Annotated in this window: 13 protein-coding genes and 1 pseudogene; 8 read left to right on the top strand and 6 right to left on the bottom strand. The window is 62.4% G+C overall.

What is annotated here, in order from left to right:
* Positions 1 to 53 precede the first annotated feature (53 nt).
* A complete protein-coding gene (chrA, locus tag M1R55_RS22915) occupies positions 54 to 1,442 on the bottom strand; it encodes a chromate efflux transporter (protein WP_249395702.1) in 1,389 nt (462 codons plus the stop codon).
* A gap of 271 nt (positions 1,443 to 1,713) precedes the next feature.
* Positions 1,714 to 1,845, bottom strand: coding sequence for a hypothetical protein (locus M1R55_RS31870; protein WP_256566057.1), 132 nt, complete (start codon positions 1,843 to 1,845; stop codon positions 1,714 to 1,716).
* 160 nt (positions 1,846 to 2,005) lie between these two features.
* Here M1R55_RS31870 and M1R55_RS22910 point away from each other — a divergent pair, with 160 nt between their 5' ends.
* The 4 genes from M1R55_RS22910 (at position 2,006) to M1R55_RS22900 (ending at position 5,331) form a co-directional block, all read left to right on the top strand.
* Entirely contained in the window at positions 2,006 to 2,155 is a 150-nt protein-coding gene (locus M1R55_RS22910; RefSeq protein ID WP_249395701.1) for a BTAD domain-containing putative transcriptional regulator, read from the top strand.
* A 43-nt stretch (positions 2,156 to 2,198) separates the two neighbouring features.
* Positions 2,199 to 2,696 carry a transposase gene (locus M1R55_RS32395; RefSeq protein WP_371827302.1) on the top strand — a complete coding sequence of 166 codons (498 nt, stop codon included), beginning with the start codon at positions 2,199 to 2,201 and terminating at the stop codon, positions 2,694 to 2,696.
* Positions 2,697 to 3,072: 376 nt separating this feature from the next.
* Positions 3,073 to 3,261, top strand: coding sequence for a hypothetical protein (locus M1R55_RS22905; protein ID WP_249395700.1), 189 nt, complete (start codon positions 3,073 to 3,075; stop codon positions 3,259 to 3,261).
* 219 nt (positions 3,262 to 3,480) lie between these two features.
* Positions 3,481 to 5,331, top strand: a complete 1,851-nt coding sequence (locus M1R55_RS22900; RefSeq protein WP_249395699.1) for a hypothetical protein — start codon at positions 3,481 to 3,483, stop codon at positions 5,329 to 5,331.
* 433 nt (positions 5,332 to 5,764) lie between these two features.
* On the opposite strand, the gene M1R55_RS22895 is transcribed toward M1R55_RS22900, so the two are convergent.
* Together M1R55_RS22895 and M1R55_RS32390 are read right to left on the bottom strand one after the other, a co-directional pair.
* The gene (locus M1R55_RS22895) at positions 5,765 to 6,748 is read right to left on the bottom strand and encodes a LysM peptidoglycan-binding domain-containing protein (RefSeq protein WP_249395698.1); all 984 of its coding nucleotides are present in this window, start codon (positions 6,746 to 6,748) and stop codon (positions 5,765 to 5,767) included.
* A 421-nt stretch (positions 6,749 to 7,169) separates the two neighbouring features.
* Positions 7,170 to 7,268: a hypothetical protein gene (locus tag M1R55_RS32390; RefSeq protein ID WP_371827306.1), complete on the bottom strand. Its 99-nt coding sequence runs from the start codon at positions 7,266 to 7,268 to the stop codon at positions 7,170 to 7,172.
* A 750-nt stretch (positions 7,269 to 8,018) separates the two neighbouring features.
* Between M1R55_RS32390 and M1R55_RS22885 the strand changes: the two genes are divergently transcribed.
* Both M1R55_RS22885 and M1R55_RS22880 read left to right on the top strand, forming a co-directional pair.
* Positions 8,019 to 8,657 (top strand): helix-turn-helix domain-containing protein, encoded by a 639-nt coding sequence (locus M1R55_RS22885; RefSeq protein ID WP_249395696.1) that lies wholly within the window; start codon positions 8,019 to 8,021, stop codon positions 8,655 to 8,657.
* A 64-nt stretch (positions 8,658 to 8,721) separates the two neighbouring features.
* On the top strand, positions 8,722 to 8,916 hold the full coding sequence (locus M1R55_RS22880; RefSeq protein ID WP_249395695.1) for a hypothetical protein: 195 nt from the start codon (positions 8,722 to 8,724) through the stop codon (positions 8,914 to 8,916).
* 268 nt (positions 8,917 to 9,184) lie between these two features.
* Here the strand turns inward: M1R55_RS22880 and M1R55_RS22875 are convergent.
* Both M1R55_RS22875 and M1R55_RS22870 read right to left on the bottom strand, forming a co-directional pair.
* A pseudogene (locus tag M1R55_RS22875) lies at positions 9,185 to 9,513 on the bottom strand (IS6 family transposase); the annotation flags it as partial.
* A 175-nt stretch (positions 9,514 to 9,688) separates the two neighbouring features.
* Positions 9,689 to 10,150 (bottom strand): hypothetical protein, encoded by a 462-nt coding sequence (locus tag M1R55_RS22870; RefSeq protein WP_249395694.1) that lies wholly within the window; start codon positions 10,148 to 10,150, stop codon positions 9,689 to 9,691.
* 44 nt (positions 10,151 to 10,194) lie between these two features.
* Here M1R55_RS22870 and M1R55_RS22865 point away from each other — a divergent pair, with 44 nt between their 5' ends.
* Both M1R55_RS22865 and M1R55_RS22860 read left to right on the top strand, forming a co-directional pair.
* Positions 10,195 to 10,800 carry a hypothetical protein gene (locus M1R55_RS22865; RefSeq protein WP_249395693.1) on the top strand — a complete coding sequence of 202 codons (606 nt, stop codon included), beginning with the start codon at positions 10,195 to 10,197 and terminating at the stop codon, positions 10,798 to 10,800.
* 74 nt (positions 10,801 to 10,874) lie between these two features.
* Positions 10,875 to 12,212 (top strand): S8 family serine peptidase, encoded by a 1,338-nt coding sequence (locus M1R55_RS22860; RefSeq protein WP_249395692.1) that lies wholly within the window; start codon positions 10,875 to 10,877, stop codon positions 12,210 to 12,212.
* Positions 12,213 to 12,647 lie beyond the last annotated feature (435 nt).

Below are 12,647 nucleotides of genomic sequence, written 5' to 3'. Positions count from 1 at the left end.
TCCCCCAACGGGGGTGGTCAGGCGATCAGGGCGAGAACGCGGATCTGGGCAGACTACCGGCCCTGAAGCAGCAGCACGTACAGCGCGCCGAGTACGGTGGTCATGGCCAGCGTCGGAATGGGGCCCAGCTTGAAGCGGAACAGGGCGAAAGCAGCGATCAAAGCGAGCACCAGAGACGGCACACTCAAGGTGCGCCAGTCCGGCGCATACAGGCGCAAGGGGCCGACCTGCAGCTCAGCGACTTTCGCAAACAAGGTGTTGAGCGCGAACCACACACTCAGGTTCAAGATCACCCCCACGACCGCGGCCGTAATCGCCGTCAGGGCCCCCGACAGCGCCCGGTTGCCCCGCAGCTGCTCGATGTACGGTGCCCCGAGGAAGATCCACAGGAAGCACGGCACATACGTGGCCCAAGTCACGACCACCGATGCGAGGACGCCCGCGGCCAGCGGCGTTAACCCCTCCGGGTCACGGAAGGCTCCCAGGAAGCCCACGTACTGCACGACCTGAATGAGCGGGCCGGGGGTCGTTTCGGCCAAGCCCAACCCGTTGAGCATCTCCCCCGGGCTCAGCCAACCGTAGACCTGCACTGCCTGCTGCGCCACGTAAGCGAGTACGGCATACGCCCCCCCGAACGTCACCACCGCCATCGTGCTGAAGAACGTCGCCAGCTGCCAGAAGACGCTGCCGAACCCGAAGACGGAGCCGATCAGCAGCAACGGGCCGAACCACGCCGCGAGGCCGGTGGACAGGATGCGGAAGAAGCGGTTCCAGCTGGGGATGACCCGCATGGCGGTCTCGGCAGTAATCACGGCGGCTTTCACCTCTTCGCCAGACTTGGGGCCGCCGTGCCCCCCGCCTCCCTGAAACACTTCGGGACGGACGCGGCTTCCGAAGTACCCGGTCAGCCCGGCCCCCAGCACCACGAGGGGGAAAGGCACATTGAAGAAGAAGAGGGCGACAAACGCCAGGCCCGCCAGCACCACCAAGAGCGGGTGTTTCAAGGCACGCTTCCCAATCCGTTGTACGGCTTCGAGCACGATAACCAGCACGGCGGCTTTCAGACCGAAGAACACCGCTTGAACCAGCGTGGTCTCCTGATACAGGGCATAGATGATGCTGAGGATCAAGATGGACAGGAAACCCGGCAAGACGAACAGACTGCCCGCGACGATGCCCCCTTTGGTGCCGTGCAGCAGCCAGCCGATGTAGATGGCCAGCTGCTGGGCTTCCGGGCCGGGGAGCAGCATGCAGTAGTTCAGGGCGTGCAGGAAGCGCTCTTCACTGATCCAGCGCTTGTCCTCGACCAAGATGCGGTGCATCACGGCGATTTGCCCGGCCGGGCCGCCGAACGACAGCGCCGCGATGCGGGCCCAAGTGGCCGCCCCTTCCGCGAAAGACACGCGGTGTTGAGGGGCACGACGATCAAGAGGTCGGGTCATGGGGCATCTCCGGGGTCAGGGCACAGGATAGATGGTCGAAGAGGGGGTGGGCCTGGGCGTCCAGTGCGTCGTCCGGGAGGCGGGCTGCGCAGCAGAGTCCACGGGGATCAGGAGCTGCTCACCGTTGAGTGGTGGGGACGGCGGGGACAAGAAAAACGACTCCTCCCGCACCGCGACCGCTACCCTGAACACGGCTGGAGACGACGAAGTCATCGTGCCAGTTTAAGGGGCGCTGGGCGGAGCAGCAGTCGCGCACCGTTCGGGCGTCGCCTTAAGCCCACTCTAAGGAGCGCACCGGCACTCGACTGGCCTCTTTGACGTGCAGCGGCACGGCGTCTGCTCGTCGGTAGAGGCCACAGAGGTGTTCGCGGTCGCCCGTCCAGAGTTTGAACAAGGCGGCCACAGGTTGATCGTTCGCAGGCTGCAGGCCTTCCAGTTTCAGGGCTTCAATGGTGTCGGGATCAGGGGATGGGTCTGGTGGGGGTCAGAATTTTACCTTTGGACATGCAGGCACTCTTTCACCTGCTCCAGCGCGGGCTCAGGCGGACATACAGTCTCCCTCAGTGGACAGGGGGTCGAACGGAGGCTGGGGACATCGGGGGGCAGCCCTGCGGCAATACGGCCTGTGGCGGCAGCGGTTCACCGAGGAACTGGGCGCCGAGCCGGAGGCCGAAACGCAGGCTCTGGCCGGGCAGATCCGGGCGGGGTCGTGAGAACCGCGCCCTCCCCCACCAGGACTCCCGCCCCGCGACGGGCATGATCCGCGGCGCCTGCACCAGCCGCTCCTCAGAAGGGAGCAACCATGCTGGGCGGGTCGCCCGCGAAGCCCGCGAGCTGGGCATTGACGTTGAGGTCGACCATCGGCAGCGAGCCGTGGTGAAAGTAAAGTTCTCAATCACTCCATGCAAAAATTGTGCGTTCAAAACAGATTGCACTACGGCAGCGCGGCGTACCGTCACCTTCCAAGAGAGAGACCGTCATGAAGCCCTGTTGGAGTGGCGATCTTGGACACAAACCCAAGAGTTTGCGGCCCTGTACGCCGAGCGTGCCGGAGCCGAAGGCACCATCTCTGTCGGCGTCCGGGTGACCGGCATGCGCCGGTCACGTTATTGCGGGCTGACCAAGACACGTCTGCAACATTTCTGTACGGTCTCAGCGCTCAACTTGCTTCGCGTCGCTGATCATCTCAACGGGCGTCCCCGCGCCAAAACTCGCGTGTCTGCCTTCACAGGCCTTCCCGCACAAGTTGCCTGAGTAAGCCAGCGGTATCGGGAGTGCGGAAGAGCCGCAAGATCGAGGTATCCCCAAAGGGAAGGTGGATCAGCGGTCGATGTGACCATTCCCATGACCGGATCACTGGAGGTCAGCCCTCGCTCTGACTTACTAGCTCTTCTGCGAATGGACACAGCTTTCCCGACGCAACCCCTTCCAGGCGCAATCTCACGGCAGGTCAGGCCAAGGCAACCGTGCGGAGGTCTTCAATGACCTGCTCAGCGCAGAGAAAGGAGGGCCAGCGTTCTTTACCGCGTCACTGTTTTGTGACAGTCACGCTGTCATAACGCAGAGTGTTTAAGGATGTGCCGTTCGTTGCGGCTGACCTGAGTTGCGCCGACTCGATCCAAGGAGTTCTATGACCCCCCAGAAACAACCTGCCCCCACGTCCACTCTTCAACCTTCATGCCCGCTTGCTCTGCCCTACCAGCCCCCTCATGTGCAAGACCTGGGGCCCTGGCAGGTGGTCACCCTCGTGCAGAGTGTTGGTCTTGGCCCTGGGGGCCTCTCCCTGCCCGGTCTGAACCCAGACCGCCAGATGTTCTAAGTGCGCTCCCTCTGTGCAGCGCTGCTCTTAACGGCTCTCCTCACTGCCTGCAGTTCCACACCCCCGAGTCCAGATCTGCCCCTGGCCACCACACCGACGCAGGCGGCCCCCAAGCTGGGTGTGATCGAAATCGAGTTCAGAGCAACCAGCTCGCAGTTCCAGGCGACCGCGCCAAGGCTACTCACCCCACAGGCCCTCACGGATACCGACCGGCCCTGCGTGGTTCTCGGGTCTAGCCTGTTACAGAGCACCGTCGACTTCGGCGGCAAGCGCTACATGCAGGCGACCTTCCCCGTCACGAACAACTGCACCACCAGTTTGCAGAACCTGACCTATGTGGCCGTGCGCCGCCTCGGATCCAACGCGACCTTGGGTGACTCGGCCATCACAGCCATGAACACCTTCGGTGGAACCGCCGCGGCCGTCAGTCTCGCCACGCAGATCCTGCCCACTCAGCCCATGTATGGTTCCCGCACAACGCTCAAGGTCGATCAGACCACCGCCGGTCTCCAGGTCTTCGATGATGCGGCGGGCGGAGAACTCGACGCGTTGCAGGCCCAGGTGGACGCCAGCGGCACCACCTATGACCTGCTGCCGTACGGCTTTGTGACGACCACCACGAGTGGCAGCCGGGTGATCCCGGTGGGCGGCACGGGGGAAGTCACGTTCGCCCTCTCCGTGCCGATCCAGGCCACAGCGAACGAGGATGTCTTCAGCTTCAGGTTACTGGTGAGTGCCGCCAGCAACATCGTCACGTCCGTCACCCAGGGCCTCGAAGAGCAGGACGCTGCGGGCAAGGCGGCCGTTGAACTGCGGGCAGCAGCGCTGCCCGGGGCGGAGGTTCGCACCCTACTGGGGCCAGCCCTGACTCCCGCGACCATCGCGACGGGCAGCCGGCCAGTGTGCCGGGTGCGCACCGCTGGACCGCGGAGTGCCCCCACGGGCACGCTGGTGAACACCCAGAGCACCCTCACCGTGATCGCTCCAACTCTGCCGTCCATCCTCGGTGGGACGCAGTCGCAGCCGAGCGTGACGTTGGCTGCGAACGGGAGCCAGTTTTCGATTCCGTATGCCTTGCAGACGCTGACCCCGGCGACCCTCACTGTGACCAACAATCTGGTGCACCCCGTGGCGTCCTTCCCACTGCAACGGCAGACTGCCACGGTTCAGGGCCAGAGCACGCTGGCCGCCAGCAGCAGTTGTGCTCAGACGGCTTCTGTCTCAATGCGCACCTCGCCCTTCATCCCCCTGGGGGGCGGGGAAACGCACACGCTGGCCCTGAAGTCAGACGGCACGGTGGCCGCCTGGGGGGGCAACGCTTCTGGCCAGACCACGGTGCCGGCTGGGCTGAGCAGTGTGGTCGGTGTTGCCGCAGGGGCGCAGCACAGTGTGGCGCTGAAATCGGACGGTACGGTGGCCGCCTGGGGGAGTAACAGCAATGGCCAGACGGCGGTGCCTGCAGGGCTGAATGGTGTCATTGCCCTGGCGGCAGGCCACATTAGCTACCACACAGTGGCGCTGAAATTGGACGGCACGGTCGTTGCCTGGGGGTCTAACGGCTCTGGCCAGACGACGGTGCCGGCAGGGCTGAGTGGCGTGGTCGCCGTCTCGGCAGGGTGGCTTCACACGGTGGCGCTGAAATCAGACGGCACCGTTGCCGCCTGGGGGAACAACAATGATAGGCAGCTCAATGTGCCTGCCGGGATGAGCGGTGTGATGGCGGTCGCGGCAGGGGCGTATCACACGCTGGCGCTGAAGTCGGACGGCACCGTTACCGCCTGGGGGGGCAATCAATTTTTCGAGAGTACGGTGCCGGCTGGGCTGAGCGGGGTCGTCGCAATCTCGGCAGGGCGGTATCACAGTGTGGCGCTGAAATCGGATGGCACGGTTGTCGGCTGGGGGTATAGTGTCCCTTCGACGGTGCCGGCTGGGTTGAGCGGCGTCGTCGCGATCGCGGCAGGAATGTATCACAATGTGGCGCTGAAATCCGATGGTTCGGTCGTCGCTTGGGGACAGAACACTGATGGACAGACAGCAGTGCCCACGGGTGTGAGGGCCATAGTGCCCTGATTGGCGCCTGGCCTGAGCGTTAGCAGGCCAGGCGCCAATCAGGAATTGCCCGGCCACCTGCTCTGACGCAGCTCAGCTTGAGGTGCGTTCGGGGGTTCAGCCTTTGCCGATCTGCCACACTTCCTTGACTTTATTGATACCGGTAGAAATTAAAGTTGCCTTCAGGTCAAGGCAGCAGGCTAGGATACGTTCAGCACAAGACCTGACTCGATCCCACGACTCACATTCACACCGGTATCAATCAAGCGGCGCCTGTCTGGCTCTCTTCCTTGCACCACTGGGCATCACTTTCCTGCCGCAGGTGGAGGCGTCCGCGAAAGCTTAGCCCTTCGTACGGCTGGACGTGCGCTCCCAGACCCTCAACGCCGTCCAAGGAGACTCCATCTGAACACCTCTAGAGGTGATTTGTTGGCGGGGCCGTGCTGCTGGCCCCTTAGCTCCCTTTGGCCATCAGTCCCTGCACCAAGCGGTCGTAACCTTCTGGATATACCGGAAACAGTTGACGTGACTGCGTGTTCCAGAGGACGTCGAAACTGCGGTAACTCAGGTAGGTCAGCGGCCCCACCATGCTGTCACTGATCCAGAAGATCCCGGCCTGGTCGTCATAGCCCCGCACGACCCGGAAATGGTTGATATTGCCGGGTCGGTCGTACCACTGCAGCACGATCACGGGAATCCCGAGGGCCAACAGGCGCTTGACTTGAGCGAGTTGGCCTTGCCGAATCACGGCTGTTTTGAGCTTGAAGCGGGCCAATTCTGGGGCGATGGCGCTGATCTGCATGTAGCCGCCGTTGGGCCGGGCCGTGCGCTGAATGGCCTCCTGACTGATCTGCACGCGGTAAAACCCCAGCACTGCAGAGAGGGCACTGGGGCCGCAGTTGTTGTAGGTCTGACGGTCAAAGGCCAGCCCGTGGAGATAGGTGCGCACGGGCAACGCGTCCCCAATCGGTGAACTGGACGTCAAGGGCAACCAACCGATGAAGCTGGCCACCGTGGCTGCGGGCGCGGTGGGCCAAGTCACGGGGCCGGAAATCTTGGACAGGTCAGGCCGGGGCAACCGGAGAGAAGGGGGAGACACTCGGGGTTGGGGCAACGGCCCACGAACGGGGCTGGAGACCGGGCGCACTAAGACGGCCGCCGGCGAGAACAGAGACCCGGGCAGCCGAAGGACTTGACCCACCTTCAGGACGGGACGGATCGACCCATTGAGCTGCAGGAGCCGTTCCACAGAGGTGCCCGAGCGCTGCGCCAAACTAAACAGCGTATCGCCCGCCCGGACGGTATAGGACGTCAGGGACGCCGCCCCAGAGACGCTCCACAGGAGCAGGAGCAGCAGAGGGGAGAGCCGGAAGTGTGAAACAGCCTTTCGGGATAGGGCGTGAACCTCTGCAGCGGCCTGAGCCTGTGTGTCATACATTCCTGTGCAGCTTAGAGGATGGGACGCACAGGGCACCATCGAAAAAAGTGTATTTGAGCGCCGTCTCACAGCGCGGCAACGGTCAACCTCAAAGAAGGGCAGGCCCGACGAAGAGGATTTATGACGAAGAAGGTGGATAGGGAGGCATCCCCAAATGCGACATACGATCAGAGAGGTCGGATTCGCTGAGCGAGCCGTCGCCTGCTAGGGCCCCAGAACCGAAATATCGACTGAGAGGCTGTCCTGAACGTGTGATGGCTGGGGAAGTGCCCGGAGGATACGGAACCTCCCGCAGGAGTTGCCCATCATGATCCAGGTCGACCACCAAGAGGTGGTCGCCACGGCCCGCTTTCATGGGGATGGGGTTGCCGGTGCGAATGTTCCGGCTGGGTTTCTTCTTGACCGTCAGCTGCTCCTCCCGTCAGGTTCGTCTCACTTTCTTCCTGTTGACCTTGTTGCCTTCTTTGACGAGCAAAGCGTGGATGAACCCGGAACCACGTCGCGGATGTTGCCAAGCCAGTTCGCGAATCCGACGACAAAATTCATCGTCCTGGCGCGGCTTCGATTGAGAGTGCCACGATGATTAGGGTCAACCCACCAAGAAGCAAGCCCGAACGGGTTTAACCCGCTGCGTGATCCGTTCGTGCACCAGAGCGCGCTTCTCAGTGGTTGTCAGCGCTTTTTGCCCACATCTCCTTGACCGCCGCAATCAGGGGGCGCTGCTGGCGGCCAGGCCCCATACGGGTGCCGTTTTGGCCAAGACGCCCACAATCCGCAACAAACGTGTATTTTCTTTCTCCAAGTGTCGCAGCCGCTTGGCGTCATCCGCCATGGTATTGCCTTACTTCTTTTTCGACGTGTCGTACGACGCCGGGCTATATCCGAAGTCCCCACACAACTCCTCTGTGGGCTGTTGGCCGGTCTTGGCCTCCTGGAGCAACTTCCCGGATCTGTTCTTCCGTGACCTGCTTCTGTCTCACGCCGTCTCCTCGTCTTCCAGCCTGACAAATCAGGGCTGGGATGGCGAGTTTTCGTCTCTACTTCACGCCGTTCTGTTTTTGGGGGGCACTCCACCGCCAACCGTTTCCGCAACTCCAGACTTATCCTCGACCCCCATGCGTTTCACGTCATCAGGATGACAAAGCCTCCAGAAGTGGTATTTGAGTCGTGTAGGACAAAGAGGAGAGGGACATATGTGTTGAGTCAGGCGGCGGTGTCTTTTTCAGAATTCCAGGTTTCAATTGAAATTTGAAGAACGCACAATGCGGGCATGACCGTTGCCCGAACCACTGCCTTCCAGGTGAGGACGCCTGCACAGGCCGAAGCGCTGCTGGACTTCACCTACGGGGCCCGCCTGTTGGAACAGTTCCTGCACCCCCGCACCCCCAGCCAAGCCGCACACGCCCTGGCAGAACCGGCCAACCGCATTGCCTACCACGTCCGCAAACTCGCTGATGCTGGCCTCCTGCACGTCGCTGGACATCAAGGAAAACGCGTCCTGTACCAGGTGGTCGCACAAACCTTTCACGTTCCGCGTGCCCTCGTCCGGCTCGATGAACCCTTGACGCTGATCGAACCGGTCATGCGGGACATCACCACTGCCTATGCACACGCCGTTCTGGAGTGGCAGGCTCGGCGTGATCCACAGAGCTCAGTGGGTGACGGTTCACAGCTCACGGTGCACCTGGACGGAAGCGGGCAGGAGGAGAGTTTTACCCAAACGCCTGAAGGGCCGTACCCTCCCGCGATGCGCATCCGGACGGTTCACCTCACCCCCGAGCACTACCAGCAAGCTCAAGCGGCTCTCGACGGCCTTCTCACGGACCTCGCCTCAGAGGACGACACCTCCAGCGCGAAGAAAAGCACGTTCATCGTGATGGGTTTCTCGGGCGCGCTGCACGACACCTGAGCCTCACGTTTCCTCAACACATCCCTGTTCTTGGCTGGTGACACAACCCGCTGCGGAGGTAAGTATGTTTTTAGAAGAGCGCTATCAGGCTGCCCTCGACCGTAACACGAAGTTCCTTGAAGAGGCAGCCACTGCCCGCTTGGTTCGCCAGAGCCCCTCTCCTTTGCCCTGGTGGCGCCAAGTCGTCGTGTGGCGGCCCGTGCAGTTCACCGTACGCCTGCCCGTCCTCATCACACCACGCGGTGAATCTGGTGCATAAGGGCGAAGAACAGAAAGGCAATGCTGCACTTGTTGTAGAGCCGACAATAAATTTCCCCCATCAGAGTGCTCTATAGAGGCACCATGAACGTTTCACCGATCAGCACCTCACCCATATCCTGCACCTGGCACCGCTTTGTTCTCATCCGCATCGTATTGGGGATGCTCGCCGTCACTCTGCCAGTGGTCTTGACGGTTGTGTTGCCTTAATCGGCCCCAGGGCAGATGGAGGGCAGGGGTGGCCTCAGATTCAGGCCACCCCGGCAGCGACGGTGCCGCTGAAGGAGGATACCCTGCACGAATCCGTGCTCGTCGACCGCCCTCCAGAGCCAGTGGCGGACGCCATCGACGGTCGTACACCTCAATCAGATGCCAGCGGAAACCCCGACGGGGTTCTCGCTGGCGCAGTTCTTCTGCGAACAACGGCCCACACTTGATGCACCATTCGCGGAGGGTCTCGTGGCTGACCTGTTGGGCCGCGCTGGTGGAATCATTCCTGAACGTCTCGGTCGCTCAAGCGAAAACGGTGGGAGAGCCAAATGGCGTGCTGGATCATCGTCACCTTGAATCGGTGACGGTAGGGTTTCGGCTCAGTCAAAGTGGGTCAGCCTCCCCCGATCCGGTGAAGGCAACACAACCCAATTTTCATGCCCTGGGGGAAAGAGGTGCGGCGGGTGCGGTACATGCGGCGTACCCTACCGTCCTCCGTATTCACCAAACCCCGCTCTTCCCCATTGCTTGCCCACAGGACTATAAGTCTTCGGAGAACAGGGTCAGCGGTACAGGCCGACAACCACGAACTGCCCTGCCTGTGGGGGCACGTGCCATTCAATCGGGGCCAGCAGATACCACTCATCCCCAAGCACGGCCCCGAACTTGCGCGAGGTGCCGGTGGCCGTTGCTTGCTGGAGGGCATGGGCGAAATGCACGGCGTCTACGGCGATGAGGCCCCGAATTTCCCAGCCTTCCGGCTGAATGTCCGTGGCACAGGCGACAGCGCGGGCATCAAAGGTGGCAAAATCCACCCGCAGACGGCGCACTTCCTGGATCAATTCCAGCTTGTTGCCCGGAGCAGCTTCAATCTGGTAGCGAGGGACTTCGACTGCTCTGCCGATGGGGAAGGTCGTGTGGCGGATGCGGTACATGCGGCCTACGGTAAAGCTCTGTTGTCTGAGGAACGCACGGAATAGCTGAGACAGCCCAAAGCGGCGGCCCGGCTGGAAGCGGCGGGGCATACCGAGCGTCAGAAAGCATCTACGCCGCTCTTTGGGGGTGCCGTATGACCTCCAACTTGCCCGCTCCTTCCAGCCGGGCCGCCGATCAGGCCGCACGGCGCTGGGTGGGTGATCCCCTGAAGCTGCCGTTCGCCCGCATCCCGCAGGAGGTGGGCCGCATCCGCCTGAGCGACGCCTATCGCTGCCTGGTCATCGCCGGAGCCTGTGCCCTCACGGCTGGCCGCCACGAAGCCCTGTATCCGGAAGGCGGCAGATTAAATGGGCAGCTTTCTGATCAACTCCGCCTTGCTAGCCCTGGCCCTGTTGAATGCGCTAAAGAAGACAGGATGACCAACGTCATGCCCCGCATGCTCGTCCCCGGCAGTCTTCAGGCCCGCCTGCTGGCAACCGCGTCTGCAGACGGTCAGAGCCAACGGGCTTGGACAGAACAGCTCGACACCCTCTCCGAGAATCCGATGTCCGATCAGTCCATCCGGGAGGGGATGATCAAGCTGGTGAAGCAAAACTTCGTGGAGGTCGTGCCCATGCAGCCCGGAGACACGGCGGGCCGGGCCAAGCTGTTTGCCATCACCCCGGACGGGAGAGCAATGCTGGAGCGGCTGCGCCTCGCGTCGGCGGTCGGTCAAGCGCAAGCCAAAGGGACGCCATGACCGCTGAACCTAAGATCAAGCGTCTCTCCACATGAGATTCTGCCAGCACGATTGGAATACCATTCACTTACTCCATGAACACGCCCCTGCTTAGCTTCCCGCTTCTTGCCCTCCCTCTCCTGCTGGCAGCCTGCGGTGGACCGGGGGAGCCGGAACCTGTTACCCCCCCGACCTGTAGCCGGTTTGTGAGCGCCGCGGCACTCCGCGTGTCCAGCGTCAGTCCATCTGCTGTCCGGGCACCGGACTGGACTGCTGCGCGGATGCCTGGCCGGGTGCTGATTCTGGAGGATCACACCCGACTGGTCGCTCAGAACTTGCGGGTGCTCTCCACCATCCGCACGCAGCGCATCAGTCCGAACCTCACGTTGGCGGTCACGCCTGCAGGCCAGGGCGATCAGGCTTTTGCCTCCACCTTGTCCGCCGCCGGCTTGCGGGTTCAGCCAGATTTCGTGTACTCGTCGCTTGCCCTCCCCAATGATCCTGGCTTCCCTGGAAACAAGGGAATCGCCGTGCAGAATGTCACGCTCACGCAAACGTACTTGACCCGCGTGAATGCCGCCGGTGCCTGGAATCACCTGGAGAGTTGCGGCGCGGCGCCCGTTGGGGCGTTGACGGCTGTCTTGGACTCCGGAGCGGATGCCACCCATGTGGATCTCAAAGACCGCCTCCTTCCCGGGCAGTCGTTCGTGGACACCCCAGCGAACACCGACGAGTTGGGACACGGCACGGGCGTCGCTGGATTGATCGGCGCGGCCACGAACAATGCTGTGGGGCTGGCCGGGATGACCTGGAGTGGACGCACGGTGCTGCCCATCAAGGTGCTGGATGCTGCTGGGAACACCTCCACGAGTGATCTCACGCAGGGGCTGAATGCGGCCGTTGCTCAGCGCGTCAAAGTGATCAACATGAGCCTCGGCATTCCTGGAGATCCCGGAGACGCTGCCCTAGACACGGCTCTGAATGCGGCTGCGCAAACGGCCGTGCTGGTCGCTGCTGCGGGCAATACCCGTGGAGAGGGCGTGTACTATCCGGCCAGCAATCCCAACGTCATTGCCGTGGGTGCGGTCGGCAGCAGCGACACCCAACTGGCCTGTTACAGTGCCCGTCCGAACGACACCCTGACCCGTCGGCTGGATCTGGTCGCGCCTGGAGGGGCGGGCGTGGACGTGTGCGACGATGCACAAGCCGGTCAGGATCACCTCGTGTTGGCGCCCAACAACAGGTACACGACTACAGCGGGAACCAGCGAGGCGGCCCCATTGGTGAGTGGTGTGGTGGCCCTCATGCGGGCGGCGAATCCCGACCTGACGGCGCCTCAGACGCGCGCGCTGCTGCTCTCCAGCGCCAGAGTTTCGGGAGGACTTCCGCTCTTGGATGCCAATGCCGCCGTTCGTGCCGTTCTGAGGAAGTAATACCCTTAGTGTGTCCCAATAATGATGTATTTGATGTCCTGGAGAGCTGTTGCATAAGCTGAAGCTCCACCAAGAACTGGTGGAGCTTTTTCGTTGCATCCTTTTGGGCGGCTTCTTTCATTCTGACCGTGGCAAAGTGGAAACATGACATTGCCCATGCAGGACATGCTGTTGGCGGTACTGTGGCAAAGCGCAACTCCACGAAAATTGCAACGCAGTCCCATCCCAAATTGAAATTTCGAGTTTGACGGCCACGCAAACGCGGGAGGCCTTGGCCTGAGTGCGGTACAGGCGGGGCCGCTGACGGCAGATGCGCGGGCGCTCCTTGACGTCCTAACGTACGGCGCGGAACATCAGTGTTACGCGGGGGGAGGTGCTGGCCCGCGTTCAGGGTGATGACGGACGGCTGAGGCAGGCACTGGCGCTGGTTGAAGC

The organism is Deinococcus sp. QL22, assembly GCF_023370075.1.
Classification (GTDB): domain Bacteria; phylum Deinococcota; class Deinococci; order Deinococcales; family Deinococcaceae; genus Deinococcus.
Note: the sequence above shows the minus strand (reverse complement) of the source record. Positions and strands in the feature narration are given on the sequence as shown.